General features: G+C 36.1%; 13 protein-coding genes and 1 riboswitch. Of the genes, 7 read left to right on the forward strand and 6 right to left on the reverse strand.

The window, feature by feature from the left end; genetic code table 11:
• Positions 1 to 80: 80 nt before the first annotated feature.
• Positions 81 to 1394 (reverse strand): CitMHS family transporter, encoded by a 1314-nt coding sequence (locus SH601_RS00175; protein WP_319956191.1) that lies wholly within the window; start codon positions 1392 to 1394, stop codon positions 81 to 83.
• 402 nt (positions 1395 to 1796) lie between these two features.
• Between SH601_RS00175 and hxlA the strand changes: the two genes are divergently transcribed.
• Positions 1797 to 2429, forward strand: a complete 633-nt coding sequence (gene hxlA, locus SH601_RS00180) for a 3-hexulose-6-phosphate synthase (RefSeq protein WP_319956192.1) — start codon at positions 1797 to 1799, stop codon at positions 2427 to 2429.
• A 13-nt stretch (positions 2430 to 2442) separates the two neighbouring features.
• Complete coding sequence (gene hxlB, locus SH601_RS00185) at positions 2443 to 3000, forward strand: 6-phospho-3-hexuloisomerase (protein ID WP_319956193.1); 558 nt, start codon at positions 2443 to 2445, stop codon at positions 2998 to 3000.
• 148 nt (positions 3001 to 3148) lie between these two features.
• Here hxlB and SH601_RS00190 read toward each other — a convergent pair whose 3' ends face one another.
• Together SH601_RS00190 and SH601_RS00195 are read right to left on the reverse strand one after the other, a co-directional pair.
• The gene (locus SH601_RS00190) at positions 3149 to 4519 is read right to left on the reverse strand and encodes a DUF4179 domain-containing protein (RefSeq protein ID WP_319956194.1); all 1371 of its coding nucleotides are present in this window, start codon (positions 4517 to 4519) and stop codon (positions 3149 to 3151) included.
• On the reverse strand, positions 4512 to 5039 hold the full coding sequence (locus tag SH601_RS00195; protein ID WP_319956195.1) for a sigma-70 family RNA polymerase sigma factor: 528 nt from the start codon (positions 5037 to 5039) through the stop codon (positions 4512 to 4514). The genes SH601_RS00190 and SH601_RS00195 overlap by 8 nt, the downstream gene beginning before the upstream one ends.
• 172 nt (positions 5040 to 5211) lie before the next feature.
• Between SH601_RS00195 and sppA the strand changes: the two genes are divergently transcribed.
• Together sppA and SH601_RS00205 are read left to right on the forward strand one after the other, a co-directional pair.
• Positions 5212 to 6213, forward strand: coding sequence for a signal peptide peptidase SppA (gene sppA, locus SH601_RS00200; protein WP_319956196.1), 1002 nt, complete (start codon positions 5212 to 5214; stop codon positions 6211 to 6213).
• 15 nt (positions 6214 to 6228) lie between these two features.
• Positions 6229 to 6678, forward strand: coding sequence for an RDD family protein (locus tag SH601_RS00205; RefSeq protein WP_319956197.1), 450 nt, complete (start codon positions 6229 to 6231; stop codon positions 6676 to 6678).
• Between the two features lie 193 nt (positions 6679 to 6871).
• Here the strand turns inward: SH601_RS00205 and brnQ are convergent, their stop codons facing one another.
• Both brnQ and SH601_RS00215 read right to left on the reverse strand, forming a co-directional pair.
• Positions 6872 to 8188, reverse strand: a complete 1317-nt coding sequence (gene brnQ / locus SH601_RS00210) for a branched-chain amino acid transport system II carrier protein (protein ID WP_319956198.1) — start codon at positions 8186 to 8188, stop codon at positions 6872 to 6874.
• A gap of 603 nt (positions 8189 to 8791) precedes the next feature.
• Positions 8792 to 10048 (reverse strand): FAD-binding protein, encoded by a 1257-nt coding sequence (locus SH601_RS00215; RefSeq protein ID WP_319956199.1) that lies wholly within the window; start codon positions 10046 to 10048, stop codon positions 8792 to 8794.
• Positions 10049 to 10250: 202 nt separating this feature from the next.
• On the opposite strand from SH601_RS00215, the gene SH601_RS00220 reads away from it, so the two are divergent.
• The 3 genes from SH601_RS00220 to tenA all read left to right on the forward strand — a co-directional run bounded on the left by SH601_RS00220 (position 10251) and on the right by tenA (position 13473).
• A complete protein-coding gene (locus tag SH601_RS00220) occupies positions 10251 to 11969 on the forward strand; it encodes a methyl-accepting chemotaxis protein (protein WP_319956200.1) in 1719 nt (572 codons plus the stop codon).
• Between the two features lie 78 nt (positions 11970 to 12047).
• Entirely contained in the window at positions 12048 to 12539 is a 492-nt protein-coding gene (locus tag SH601_RS00225) for a DinB family protein (protein ID WP_319956201.1), read from the forward strand.
• 54 nt (positions 12540 to 12593) lie between these two features.
• Positions 12594 to 12691, forward strand: a riboswitch (TPP riboswitch).
• Positions 12692 to 12801: 110 nt separating this feature from the next.
• Positions 12802 to 13473, forward strand: a complete 672-nt coding sequence (tenA, locus tag SH601_RS00230) for a thiaminase II (RefSeq protein WP_319956202.1) — start codon at positions 12802 to 12804, stop codon at positions 13471 to 13473.
• A 61-nt stretch (positions 13474 to 13534) separates the two neighbouring features.
• Here tenA and SH601_RS00235 read toward each other — a convergent pair whose 3' ends face one another.
• A complete protein-coding gene (locus SH601_RS00235; RefSeq protein WP_319956203.1) occupies positions 13535 to 14509 on the reverse strand; it encodes a tetratricopeptide repeat protein in 975 nt (324 codons plus the stop codon).
• Positions 14510 to 14668: the final 159 nt, after the last annotated feature.

Here is a 14668-nt window from a genome sequence, read left to right on the forward strand (position 1 = left end):
GATACTCTCATGCTCACATATAAAGGGATAGATATTTTCTTAATATTTGCGCATAATTGCAAATATTAAGAAAATTATTGTTAAATGGAAATAACACCAATTAGAATAGCTGATGCTAACAACATTAAGCTAAATCCCCAGACCCAGACAAGTGAATATCGTATATGTTTCCCCATTTCACAACCAGCTAAGCCAAGAGCTAACCATAAGGCTGGTGCGAATGGACTTACAAATGTACCAATAATATTTCCGATAATCATTGCATACGCCGCAGAATAGGAGTCTACCCCATAACTCGTAACGATTTGTTCTGCTACTGGTAATAATGCAAAATAATAGGCATCCGTGTTAAGGATTAATTCAAAGGGAACCCCAAATATCCCAATGATTAAATGTAGATAGGGAATAATGCCAGTTGGCAATATAGTTACCATATTAGTAGCTATAGAATCTAACATACCAGTTCCAGACAAAATACCAAGAAAGGATCCTGCTGCTAGTATAATACTTGCCATGAGCATGGCGTTTGGAGCATGTGCTTTTATCCGGTTAATCTGATCATTTACTTTAGGATAATTTAGTAGTAGTGCAATACTCAAGGCTATCATAAAGATAAAACCAGCCGGAATGATTCCCCAAACTAACATCCCAATCATCCCTAATGTTAATAAAATATTGAGCCAAAAAGTATTTTTACGTGCTACTGGTTGATGGATATCGCTAGGTGTTTCTGCTATATCTTCTGTTGTACATTCTGTATTCTCTACACTTGAACGTTTCATGATGCGTTTTTTCTCTCGTAAACCTAAAATAACCGCCATTCCAACTAATAATATAAAGGCAATGATTTGCAGTGGAATTAATGGTCTCCATAAATCTGTTGGAGCTATTTCCAATGTTGCAGCAGTTCGTCCTAAAGGGCCAGCCCATGGTAGCATATTTAAAATACTGGCACTTGTTCCCACTAGCAAAAGTAATAGGTATGGACTCATCTGTAGTCGCTTATATAATGGTAATAATGCAGGAATCGTAATCAAAAAAGTGGACGCACCAGAACCATCAAGGTGAGCGATAGCAGCAATAGTAACAGTTCCTACTGTTATTGCTACAACATTCCCTTTCGAAAGAGTGATCATCTTGTTTATTAACGGATCAAAGAGTCCTGCATCTTGCATGATTCCAAAATAAAGTATGGCGAAAATGAACATAATAACTACATTTATAACTCTATCAATTCCTTCATTGAAGAAAATACCTATCTCTGAAAAGTTAAAACCAGCAATAAGTGCTCCTAGAATTGGTACGAGTACTAATGCAATAATTGGTGAAACTTTCCCTTTCAAAAGTAAAACAACAATCGTTATAATCGTGGCAAATCCAATAATACCCAACATATACTTCTCCCCTTTGCTGTCCAAACGCCGAAACAAAAAAGTGAAACGTTTTCAGTTTCACCTTGATAATAAAGAAACCTTTGAAGTGTAAAGATATCTAACATTCTAGCATGCGAGATAGAATAGGTGACAGGTTATGACAATAAAATGTATATTATTTAATTTGTTCGTTTTGTTTATTTTGTTCATGAAATAGTAGTATCCGACGATGTTATTTCTATCTTAAACAGGGTAGCAAAAGCTATTGATGTAAGTAAAATGAGTAAAATCAAACAAATGTAATAAGATAGATACTAAGTAACTTTATTGTAACTATATGAAATAAAAGTGCGTACTTACACTTCAGCTAAAAACGTTTTACAATGAATACAAGTAATTAATTTGAAATGAGGAGTGAAGGAAATGGAACTTCAATTAGCATTAGATTTAGTTAATATTCCTGAAGGGAAAGAAATAGTAGGTGAAGTAGAAGAGCATATCGATATTGTAGAAATTGGTACACCTGTTGTCATTAACGAAGGGCTTCGAGCTGTAAAAGAAATGAAAGAAGCATTTCCTGATCTGAAAGTATTGGCAGATTTGAAAATCATGGATGCTGGTGGATATGAAGTAATGAAAGCTTCAGAAGCTGGTGCAGATATCGTTACAGTACTTGGAGCTACGGACGATTCTACAATCAAAGGTGCAGTAGAAGAAGCACAAAAACATGGTACGAAAATTCTTGTTGATATGATTAATGTAAAAGATTTAGAAGAGAGAGCGAAACAAGTAGATAACTTAGGTGTAGATTATATTTGTGTCCATACAGGATATGACCTGCAAGCGGAAGGTGAGAATCCATTTGCGCAATTAGAAACAATTAAAGGTATTGTAAATAATGCGAAGACAGCTGTTGCTGGTGGAATTAAATTAGCGACGATTCCAGAAGTTGTAGCATCACAACCAGACCTTGTAATTGTTGGTGGCGGTATTGCTGGCCAGGATGATAAAAAGTCTGCAGCTAGTCAGATTAGAGAAGTAATTAATAAGGCATAAGGGTTGATTGATTATGGCAACTACTTCATTTATGCTCAAAGTAGTAGAAGAATTGCAGCGTACAGCTGATCAAATGAAAGAGCAAGATACAGAAAAAATAGTAGAGACAATTATAGAAGCTAATAAAATATTTGTTGCAGGTACTGGTAGATCCGGATTTATGGGAAAATCATTTGCAATGCGCTTAATGCATATGAACTACAATGTTTATGTAGTTGGAGAGACCATTACACCTGCAATTGAAAAAAATGATCTACTCATCGTTGGTTCTGGATCAGGTGAAACAGGCAGTTTGCTTACAATGGTAGAAAAAGCGCGAAGTGTCGGAGCGACAGTGCTTCTCGTTACAACATCAGCAGAATCCAGTATTGGTAAAGTGGCAGATATGACTGTAACGATTCCGGCGAAAGCAAAGGCTGAAGGTGATAACCAAGATATTACGATTCAGCCGATGGGATCATTGTTTGAACAAGCATTACTATTGTTTTACGACTCCCTTGTATTGAGTTTAATGGAGAAAAAAACATTACAAGGAAGTAGGATGTTTGGGCAACATGCGAATTTAGAATAGAAAAAAGATTCTGATCGCCATCATGGTGATCAGAATCTTTTTTTATCACTGTGCATGAGTCCGTAATACCTCCACTTCAAGATTCGAGTTAAAACAAAGAAGCGAAGATGGGGGATAAACGGACGCTAACGCCCTGATAAGTTTCGCTTTATCTGTGCTGATATGACCTTCTTAATTCTTCTATTGTCTTCCCGTTAAATGTTGTATGGTCAACGATTTCCCACTTTTTATTTTCCTCGATGTGGTAAAGGTGATTGGTGCCATCGGATTCTTTGTATATTATATAAGCTTCTTTTTCATTTGCTTTATTAATAAAAGCGGTTGGATCAATATATTCCGTCTCTTTTTTTGATAAGGATTGATAAAAACTACTATAAAAATCATGATCAAATACAGTTAAGGAAGCATGTTGATATCGAGCAGGATCGATTTCTAGGTAGTTAGACCATTCCGCTTTGAGTTCCTTCCATACATATGTGTCAAAGTCGATTCGTTCTTCTGTATATGCAGCTTTTCTTTCCTTTTCCAGAGCTATAATATTGTCTGGTGCTAAATCAATTGTTAGTGATAAGTCGGACTGTTGTTCTTGATCGATGATAGGAACAATAGAAAGCTCATCCAAGCCTTCTAAGGCAGCAAATGAGGTAGTAGCTTCGATCCTATCTTTATCAAAAGGTGCAAGATGCAGTCGCTTTGTTTCTGTATGCTCAAGCAATTCGAGTTGTGTGTCGTTATGATTGATAGCCAGATCATATAGAGTTTCATTGTATAAAGGTGTTGTTAATGCTGTTTCCACAACAATTGTACTAGGTGTAACACGGATTTCGTTAATAGTGAATTGATAATCATCGTTCTCACTGGTTTGATCTGGTTGATAAACTGCTATTGTATTGTTTTGCTCTACTGGTAAATGAAATTTCCATTGACCAGAAGTCCATAATACTTCTGAAAAAACTAATTCGGCAGTAAATGATTCAGGTAATCCTTCGTTTATGGTGATTAACCCTAATAACTGATCACCTTCTAGATGCCAGTCTTCTTGGGCATTAGAAATCACCTGGTTATTAATGGTTAGTTTAAAGGTAGAGCAAAAATCGTTTTGTAATGCTGCTTTCTCTTGTTCTGTTTTGTCCGATAGATCAATCGTATAACCGATCACAAAACGGTTATAATCAGCATACGTATCCGTTACTGTAATCGATATATCATTGTCTGTAACGGTATCTCCAACACTAGTTGGCTGGATATGGTTTAAACCGATATCATAATAACTTAATACTGATCCAACGATAGGTATTTGATGTAACATACTTGCCATAACAGGCGAAAAATGTGCAGAACCAATAAGAGAAGCAAGCAATATAGCAGCACTCATAATGCTAGCAATCGATTTTTTAAAAGGGAAATGAGCTTTTTTTGGTGTGTGCTTCATAGCATTCGTGATCGTTTCTTCTAGCACTTGTTCAGGAATGGTGATTTGTTCCACTTTTTGTTGAAAATGTTTGATTTCTTTATTCATTGGCACAATCCTCCTTTTTTATTTTTTTTCGCAGGCGAAGTAATGTCCTATGTAGTGTCGATTTCACTGTTCCTTCTGCACAACCGATGATTTCTGCAATTTCGCGATCACGATATCCTTCATAGTATTTTAAAATGATGATTGATTTTTGTTTCTCGTCTAGCTCATCTAACAGACGATATAAATCTAGCTGTTGGTCAATATCAATGGAGCTATCCGCTATATTCTCGAGTTGTCCGTCTATGAGAGGAATAACTTTACGATATTTTCGAATATAATCAATTGCAGCATGTATGACAATTTGCTTTAACCAAGCAGAAACATGGGAATGATCACGAATGGTATGAATGGACACAAATGCTTTATAAACGGCTTCTTGAATGATTTCTAATGCATCTGCTTGATTTTTTACATACAAATACGCGATTTTGTACATGTTAGCTCGCTCAGCTTGTAAGATTGTTTCGATTGCTTTTTTATTTCCTTTTGTTGCTTTCTGTACATCTTTTTTTGTATACATGTGAACCTCCTTTCATAAAATTGACGGATCAGCGTTTGAAATCGTTCCATTTTTTTCTTTAAGTATACGAAATAGATATAATGTCTATTATTTAAAGAATAAAGTGAAACGTAATAATGAATCAAACGTATGGTTTAGTAAGGGTAAATAAAAACAAGGAGGACATACATTTATGAGTAAAAAACGTTGGCTAGCGCTAGTGATTGCATTAGGATTGCTTTTGGTATCGATTGGAATGCAGTTTTTCTCTAGTATGAGAACGGCTAATCTTGAAAACGCACTTGATTTGCAAAGTGCAGGTGACAATTGGAAGGAAAAAGTAATCGACAATGGTTCGGGGATCAATAAAATTGCGGTGTTGTCGTTAGATGGCGTCATTCAAGATACAACACCTAGTTCATTCTTAAATACACCATCTTACCATCATAAGCGCTTTTTAGAAATGTTAGATAAAGCAGGAGAAGATAATCGGATAGGTGGTATTGTTTTACGTGTTAATACACCAGGTGGTGGCGTAGTAGAGAGTGCGGATATTCATGATAAAATTGTGGAGATTCAGGAGCAATATGAGAAACCAGTTTATGTATCGATGGGGAACACTGCGGCATCTGGTGGTTATTATATTTCAGCTCCGGCGGATAAAATTGTAGCTCATCAAGCAACATTAACAGGTTCAATTGGTGTCATTATGGAAAGTATTAATTTCGCTGATTTAGCAGATGACCTCGGAGTGGATGTTAATACGATTACAAGTGGGGAATACAAAGATATTTTGTCGACTACTCGTAAAATGACAGATGATGAACGTGATATTTTACAATCGATGGTAGATGAAATGTACGCTGAATTTGTTCAAGTTATTGCTGATGGTCGTGAGATGTCAGAGGATAGAGTTCGTGAACTAGGAGATGGGCGAATATATACAGGTTCACAAGCTCATGACGTAGGCCTAGTTGATGATTTAGGTAACTTAGATGACACAATCGAATTAATGAAAGAGGAGCATGATTTGGCTAGTGCTAAAGTCATTGAATATGAATATGGACCGAATTGGTCGCAATGGTTAGGCATGTCGATGCAAAATATGTTCCAACCTGAATCAGATATATTAGGCATTAAAAATGTATTGCGTGAAAACAACGGACCACGTGCCATGTATTTATATACACAGTAAAGGAGGTAAACAAAATTGATAGAAGAAAAAATAGTATATAAGTCAGCACCACGTTATGCAGGTTTTTGGATGCGATTTTGGGCATATTTAGTGGATTTGTTAATGGTGTTTAGTATAAATGGCGTTTTGCTTATCCCATTAAAATTTATGAATGAAGGTTCACCGATTGAAATAGGCTTTTGGACGTTGAATTTGATTATAAGCTCGATTGTGTTTTATCTCTATTTCTTATTGATGACGAAGTTTTTTCAACAAACACTAGGTAAAATGATTTTTGGTTTGCGTGTAATAAGAGAAGACAGAGAAGCATTACGATGGAGTGATTTAATCTTTCGAGAAGTAGTTGGTCGATTTATTCACCGTGTCTTTCCGATTACGATTCTTTTATACCTTTTTGTTGCCTTTACCCCGCAAAAAGAGGGGATACATGATATGGTCGGCAATACAAGAGTTATTGCAGAATAACGTAATAAAAGCCTGTCAAACGACTGTTGACAGGCTTTTGTCACGGAGCAAACGTCCGTAAAACCCCCACTTCAAGGTTCGAGTGAAAACAAAGAAGTGAAGCTGGGGGATAAACGGACGCTAACGCTCTGATAAGTTTCGCTAGCAATCAGTGGGAGTCAAACACTCCCACTGATTGAAGTCTCACTTTATGTTATCCTTTTTTTCTCGAAAAACTAATAATCCAACCGATTAGCCCACCGACAATTGCAGGGACAATCCAGCCTAATCCTTCCTTATACAATGGAAGAATTGCTGTAAAGAGATTTTGAATTGGTGCAAACTCTAATCCAGCTGCTTGTAATCCATCAAACAATGCGATGATAAACGTAAATAAGATACTTACTTGATAAATAGCTGTTTTCCCTTTGATGAAAGGTGTAAGTAGTGCTAGTACTAATAAACACATTGCAAGTGGATAAAGCATAGAAAGTACCGGTTTTGAAAATGCAATTATCGTAGTTAATCCAAAGTTGGAAATTACTGCACTGAATAATGTGAAAATAATTGCCCAAAGTGTATAAGAAATACGTGGAACAATTTTATGAAAATAAGAAGAACAGGCAGTAATAAGACCAATACTAGTTGTTAAACAAGCAGCTACAACAATGACACCTAAAATAATTTTTCCATAAGAACCAAAATAAATAGCCGAAGCTCCCGCTAATATTTCTCCACCATTATCCGTATAGCCAATTTCTGTTGCACTAATGGCACCTAGATAGGCAAGGGAAGAATAGACAAGACCAAGTAACAATGCCGCGATTAGTGCAGCTTTCATTGTAGAGAAAAGTAATCCTCTTTTTGATAGAGACTGGTTAGCTTGTATAGCATGAATAACAATAATCCCAAATACAAAAGCAGCCAACATATCCATTGTTAAATAACCTTCTTGGAATCCTTTGAAAAAGCTATTTGAAACATAGTCACCTGTTGGTGCTTGAATCTCTCCAATCGGGTAAACAAAGCCAGCAATAATCAGAATTGAAATAACAATCAATAATACTGGTGTAAGAATTTTGCCGATAATATCTGCTAGTTTTTGCGATTGCAGGGAGAAATATAAAGAAATCCCAAAGAAAATAACGGTGAACAATGGCAATTCCCAACCTGCTGATTGGTTTCCTAAGAATGGCATTATACCAATTTCAAATGCTACCGTATTCGTTCTCGGCAAGGCAAACAATGGTCCAATCGATAAATATAATGCGATTGAAAAAATAAGTCCATATAAAGGATGAACTAAACTAGCTAAATCTTGTAAATCCGTTTTTCCAGAAATAGCTAATGTTAAAACGGCAAGAACTGGTAAACCTACCCCTGTTAAGATGAAACCAAGGTTGGCGGAAAGTAAGTGGTCGCCAGCTGCTAGGCCTAATTGAGCAGGGAAAATTAAATTACCTGCACCAAAAAATAGGGCGAATAACATAAACCCTACTGTTATAGTATTTAATGAATTACGTGATGACATAGTAAACCTCCATAATTATCTAAGCAGATAGTATAGTGTGTGCAAAAAACAAGATAATTGTCCACTTTATAAATATCTGACTTTTTCGACATTCTTCATCAAAATAGTTATAGATTAGCATGTATTAATTAGAAAAGCAATAGAAAATTTTAGAGGATAGTGATCATCATTTCATTTATCACGGTGCAAACGTCCGTAAAACCCCCATTTCAAGGTTCGAGTGAAAACGAGGAAGCTAAGTGGGGGATAAACGGACGCTAACGCCCACTGATTGAAGTCCCACTTTATCAAGATCGCTCCACGGTTCGAGCTCTAAGTAAGGGAGAAATGGATACAAAATTCCTGATAAGCTTCGCTCGCTGAAAAGGAAAAATTATGTCCATGAGAAAGCGTCTCACGGACAAAACTCGGTAAAAGGGAAAAGTTAAGTCCATGAGAAAGTGTCTCGCGGACATAACTTGATGAAAAGAGAAAGTTATGTCTATGAGAAAGCGCCTCGCGGACAAAACTCAGAGAAAAGAAAAAGTTATGTCCATGAGAAAACGTCTCATGGACACAACGGAGCCACCCCCTTTGAGAGTCAATCACAAAGCTCAAACAGAGTTAAAAAATATACGTTTCTAAAAAGTCATTACGAAACTTCCCGTCTGGATCATATTGTTCTAATAACTGGCGGAATTTTGGTAAATTCTCAAACAGTGATTGAACTTCTTCTTTTGGCATGGTAAACAATTTGCCCCAATGTGGTCGAGCATTGAATGGTTTTAGTTGTTTTTCTATTTTTGGTAGAACTTGTTGCACTGCTTTCCAATTATCTTTCCAAGTCAGGTGAATCCCAATCGCATCTTGTTGATAGAACGGACTCATCCATAACTCATCTGCTGCGATGCTCCTAATTTCAGATGCGTGAAGAAGTGGTGCTAGTTCTTCACCAATTTCCCGCATGGCAGCAATTGCTTTCACTGCATATTCGCGGGGAACTAGATATTCCGACTGTAGCTCATCGCCATTACTTGGTGTGAAATCAATACGAAAATGTGGGAGACGATCAAACCAAGGACCTGGTATTCCCATTTGTTCTGTACAGTTAATTGCCTCGACACCAGGGATAGGGTGACTATTAGCAGTTGCAGGTAATGCACCAAATAAATCCGCTAATTCAACGATTTCTTCCTTATCGACATGCTGTTTTTTCAACCATGCTTGATGAATATAATCGCCTGCCCAATTAGTGAATAGGCTTACACTATAGGCACTAGAAAGGATATCATCTAAGTGATTTTCCAGCTGGGCAAAAGGTAAATCGTTAAAAACAAATTGGCTAACTTGGTAAGATGGAATGATTTCTAATGTTAATTTTGTTATAATCCCAAGACCACCAAGGCTAACGGCAGCTCCACGTAATTCTTCTAGATTCTTTTCATGAGAAAAATGAACGATTTCTCCATTAGCGGTTACGATATCCATTGAAATGATAGAATCAGATAAACATCTATTGTTATCACCTGATCCATGTGTTGCGGTTGCACAAGCGCCAGCTACAGAAATATGTGGTAAGGAGGCTAGATTTGCCAATGCAAAGCCATGCTCCTCTAAGTAACGACTAAGATTGCTATAAATGACACCGCCTTCTACAGTGACAGTTTGATTTTCCTTATCTAACTCAATAATCTTGTTTAATTTTTTTATTGAAATGATATGTTGGTTAGAATCTGCTATCCCATTGAAGGAATGGCGCGATCCGATTACTCTTAGTTTCGGGCAGTCTTTGACCAAATGTTGGACTTCTTCCACGCTACCAGGTTCATGCCAATTGGTTGTACTATATGTATAATTTCCTGCCCAATTTGTCTTTTTCATTATTCTGTTATCCCCCTTTAATATAAGAACGTTTTCATTTTAATTCTATCATATTTCGCAAAGAAGAGTGGAGAGCGAGATGGCAACTTTATATATAATGATTATTTTTGTCGAAATAATCTGACACAACGGATAGAAATATAGCTTAAGTAATGGTAATATAGTCATATATATATAGTGATATAAATCTAGGGGGATAAAAATGAGAAAGCTTAATTTGAGAAAGTTAAGGTTTAAGGATATTAATATAGGTAGAAAGTATACCATTATTCTAGGCCTTGTTTTAACATTATTTGTGATTTCGACAGTCGTAACTGGTGCTTTATTGAATAATATAAAGTCAGCGATTCATTCAATGGAAACTAGTGAAGAAACATCGGTAAATGCAGCTGATATGGCTTCTTTAATTAGAGCGAAAGCAGTAAGTTTATATCGATATATGGAAAATCCATCAACAGAAATTACAGATGAATTCAATGAACAGAGAGAAGAAGTGTATCATTTACGTGAGGCAATAGAAGCCAATATGGATACAGATGAACAAATGAAAATGTATGAAGAAGCAATCGTATTAGATGAATCTTATAACTATGCTTTTGAAGAAGTGGTTAGCTATATGGATGCTGGCAATGAACATTTAGCGGCTAGTCGAGCAGAACAGGCTAAAGAAATACGGGTAGAAGCTGTTGAAAATATTGATGCATTGAAAGATTTATTGCATAAGGAAATGCAAAAAACGGCTGATAGAGCAGAAGACAGTCAACAAGCAGCATTTTTAGCTCTCATTATTGCCATTGTCATTTCAGTGATTACTAGTATTGTTTTAATTACGATAGTAAACCGTTCTATCACACGTAATTTATCGAAAGTTGTAAATGTTAGTAATGAAATTGCACAAGGTAACTTGCAAGTAGAGCAGTTGGACGATGATTCTAATGATGAGATTGGTCAATTAGCAACCTCCATTAATCAAATGAGTTACTCTTTGAAAAATATGATAGGCCGAGTATCTGAAGTGTCAACGACAGTAGGTTCACAAAGTAAAGAATTAAATCAGTCTGCTAATGAGGTGAAGGCAGGAACAGAACAAATTGCCGTCACAATGCAGGAATTAGCATCAGGAACGGAAGCACAGGCAGATCATGCAAGTGATGTATCTAGTAATATGAGTGAATTTGCACAAAAAGTGGCTGAAGCTAATCTTAATGGTGAACAAATTAGGGAAGCGTCAACAGATGTATTACAGATGACAACGAATGGTAGTGAAATGATGGAGTCATCTGTTAAACAAATGGAACGTATTCATGATATTGTGCAGGATGCTGTAACGAAAGTGCGCGGATTAGATGATCAATCGAAACAAATATCTCAACTTGTTGCTGTAATCAAAGATATTGCAGAACAAACAAACTTGTTAGCATTAAACGCAGCGATTGAAGCAGCTCGAGCAGGTGAGCATGGCCAAGGATTTGCAGTTGTTGCAGATGAGGTAAGAAAGCTCGCTGAACAAGTTGGTGAGTCTGTTTCTGATATTACAGGAATTGTCGCTAACATTCAAAATGAATCAGCAAATGTTTCGCAATCATTAGAGCAAGGATATGGAGAAGTAGAAGCAGGAGCGAGCCAAATCGAAAAAACTGGTCAGACATTTGAGCAAATTAATACAGCGGTGAATGAGATGGTATCAAGTATTAAGAACGTAACAACTAATTTGTCTGATATTTCTACTTCTAGTAAAGAAATAAATAGTTCTATAGAAGAGATTGCTTCTATATCCGAAGAATCTGCAGCAGGTGTCGAACAAACCTCAGCTTCTGCACAACAAGCAAGTAGTTCTATGGAAGAAGTGTCATCCAATTCCAATGAATTAGAAACATTAGCTGATAATTTGAACAATCTAGTCCGTAAATTTAAGATATAACCAATTAACTCCTTTTCCAATATGTGTATGTGAACGGGAATCGTGTTATAATTGAAGTAAATGGAGAGGAGCGGTAATATGGAAAAAATCAATGAAACTATTCAGGAATTAGCTAAGTTCAATGAATGGAGTCAATCTTTACAAGAGGTAGAAGATAAATATTTTTTCACACCAATTAAAAAAGGAAAATGGACTCCAGCAGAGATTATAAGTCATATTACTTCTTGGGACCGTTACATATTAAAAGAGTTAATGCCGAAAATGAAGGAAAATGCCGATATAGAAAGTGTTGAATTTGAAGTAATCAATCAACCCGCAGCGGAATATGCTTTATCTGGAATCAGCAAAGAACAATTGCTAAAAGAGCAAAAAGAAGCGAGAACCCAACTCATTCAAGGGTTAAAGGAAAAAACAGAGAAACAGTTTTATGCTACTTTTACGTTAGATGGTGAGGAGCTTGATGCTTTTTCAGGATATCCACATTCCATGTTTAACTATATAAACGTATTTGTTTGGCATGATAACCATCATAAGCAACAAATAAAAGAGTTTTTAACCTCATTATCTTGATTGTTAATGAAAGACTATCATAGTATACTAAAACTGGAACGAAATAATAGAAACCTATTCGACTAGGGGAGCATGTAGATGCTGAGAGAGTAAATCGACCCTTTGAACCTGATCTAGTTAAGACTAGCGTAGGGAAGTGGAATGGTTAGTGCATTAGATATTTTTCTATTTGCTTTTAACCAGCCCATTTTCTTACATAGAAGATGGGCTTTTTGCTGTTTTGATACTCTACTTATGGTTTCACAAAAAAGGAGAGAATGACATGTTTACAGATCGTCTATGGAAAAGAGTAGAACCTATTTGGACTGCTTATTTGGACCATCCTTTCGTAAGAGGATTAGGTGATGGTACGTTAGAACAGGATAAGTTCAGACATTGGTTGAAGCAAGATTATGTTTACTTAATTGATTACGCTAGACTTTTTGCAATTGGCAGTGCAAAAGCGGATGATTTAGAAGAGATGACAACATTTGCTAAATTGTTACACGGTGTGTTAGATGTAGAAATGGATTTGCATCGAAAATATGCAGCTGATTTTGGTATTACCAAAGAAGAATTAGAGAAGACAGAAGCATCTGCTATTACGACAGCATATACCAGTTATATGTTGAATTTGTCGCAACGAGGCGGTGTAGAGAATGTTGTAGCATCCGTGCTTGCATGTGAATGGAGCTATAATTTCATTGGCAAAGAACTGGCTAAACGTCCAGGATCATTAACAGATAACTTCTATAAAAGCTGGATAGAGATGTATAGCTCAGCTGAGTTTACAGCATTAGCAGAAGAAACGAAACAGCTTATGAATCGAATAGCAGAAGATAAGCCAGAAAAGGAACTAGCTCGATTAGAGGAGATTGTGGTCAAAACTAGTCAATTTGAATATATGTTTTGGGACATGGTTGAGAAGAAAGAAGAATGGCTGGTGAAAGGTTAAGTTAATCAATTAAAGATGTGAAAAGGGTGTACAGTACATCTGTACACCCTTAAAAAGCAGTTTATTCTGTTAGTTCAATAAAGGTTTCATCGTCATATACACTTGCAAACAATGGATCGCTGTACGCTGTATCTTTTAATTCTGGATTGATTTGGATGGCAGATGATAACTGTTTAAGCCCTTCATCTGTATCACCTTGAAGTACGAGAGCAACCCCTTTGCCATAATAACCAATTGCCTCTGTGTTAAATTGATCGATAATGGTATCATATACATCTTCTGACTCTTCAAAATCACCATTGTATGCTAACATTAATCCTTTATAATCGATAGCATCTAATTGTTGATCTGTATTCAGTTCAATAAGTTGATCTAAATATGGAATGGTTGCGTGGTATTCACCGAGAGAATCAGCTGCATAGACAAGATACCACAATGCGTCTTTATCTGTCGGATCCGCTTCTATGTATTTATTTAAGTTTTCAATAGATTTTTCAAATTCTTCTAGAAAATATAAAGCAACCCCTTTACCATATAACGCATATGGAGTATCAGGCTCGATTTCTAACGCTTTATCGTAATATTCAATTGCGTTTTCATCTCTTTCTAATCCGAAGTGAGCATTTCCCATATTAATAAATTGTTCTGGTTCTTGGTCACTAATATCAATTGCTTTTTGTGCAGCAATAATTGCTTTTTCATATTCTCCAAGCTCATTGTATGATAATGCTTGGTTTGTATAGGCATTGTCTAATTTATCATCTAATTCGATAGCTTCATCAAGAGCCTTTAATGCTTCCTCATATTGTTCCTGCATATTAAGCATGTATCCTTTTTCATTGTATAGATAAGGATCTTCAGGATATTTTTCTAAACGTTCCTCAATGTAATTTGCAGCTTCGTCAAATTTTCCTTGTTCATACCATTTATCATATTGCTCACGTGAAAAATCAGGATCAGTTGAGCTAAATAGAGAGCATCCTGAAAATAAAGCTAATAATAATAGAAAAAATATACTTATTATTCCTTTTTTCACTTCCTCACTTCCTCACTTCTTCTTTTTATCACGGTGCATGAGTCCGTAAAACCCCCACTGATTGATGTCTCACTTTATCTATTCTAAAAAAACACATTATCCATTGTAATGGAAATATTGGAAGATGTAACTGAGGCAATAGTACTGAATATGATAACA

The organism is Gracilibacillus pellucidus, from assembly GCF_033949965.1.
GTDB lineage: Bacteria > Bacillota > Bacilli > Bacillales > Amphibacillaceae > Gracilibacillus > Gracilibacillus pellucidus.

What these genes read in the sequence shown, in the direction of transcription:
- SH601_RS00195 (WP_319956195.1), bottom strand. Translation starts at nt 5,039, where the DNA reads ATGTATACAAAAAAAGATGTACAGAAAGCAACAAAAGGAAATAAAAAA.
- hxlB (WP_319956193.1), top strand. Translation starts at nt 2,443, where the DNA reads ATGGCAACTACTTCATTTATGCTCAAAGTAGTAGAAGAATTGCAGCGT.
- SH601_RS00190 (WP_319956194.1), bottom strand. Translation starts at nt 4,519, where the DNA reads ATGAATAAAGAAATCAAACATTTTCAACAAAAAGTGGAACAAATCACC.
- tenA (WP_319956202.1), top strand. Translation starts at nt 12,802, where the DNA reads ATGTTTACAGATCGTCTATGGAAAAGAGTAGAACCTATTTGGACTGCT.
- SH601_RS00225 (WP_319956201.1), top strand. Translation starts at nt 12,048, where the DNA reads ATGGAAAAAATCAATGAAACTATTCAGGAATTAGCTAAGTTCAATGAA.
- SH601_RS00215 (WP_319956199.1), bottom strand. Translation starts at nt 10,048, where the DNA reads ATGAAAAAGACAAATTGGGCAGGAAATTATACATATAGTACAACCAAT.
- hxlA (WP_319956192.1), top strand. Translation starts at nt 1,797, where the DNA reads ATGGAACTTCAATTAGCATTAGATTTAGTTAATATTCCTGAAGGGAAA.
- sppA (WP_319956196.1), top strand. Translation starts at nt 5,212, where the DNA reads ATGAGTAAAAAACGTTGGCTAGCGCTAGTGATTGCATTAGGATTGCTT.
- SH601_RS00220 (WP_319956200.1), top strand. Translation starts at nt 10,251, where the DNA reads ATGAGAAAGCTTAATTTGAGAAAGTTAAGGTTTAAGGATATTAATATA.
- SH601_RS00175 (WP_319956191.1), bottom strand. Translation starts at nt 1,394, where the DNA reads ATGTTGGGTATTATTGGATTTGCCACGATTATAACGATTGTTGTTTTA.
- brnQ (WP_319956198.1), bottom strand. Translation starts at nt 8,188, where the DNA reads ATGTCATCACGTAATTCATTAAATACTATAACAGTAGGGTTTATGTTA.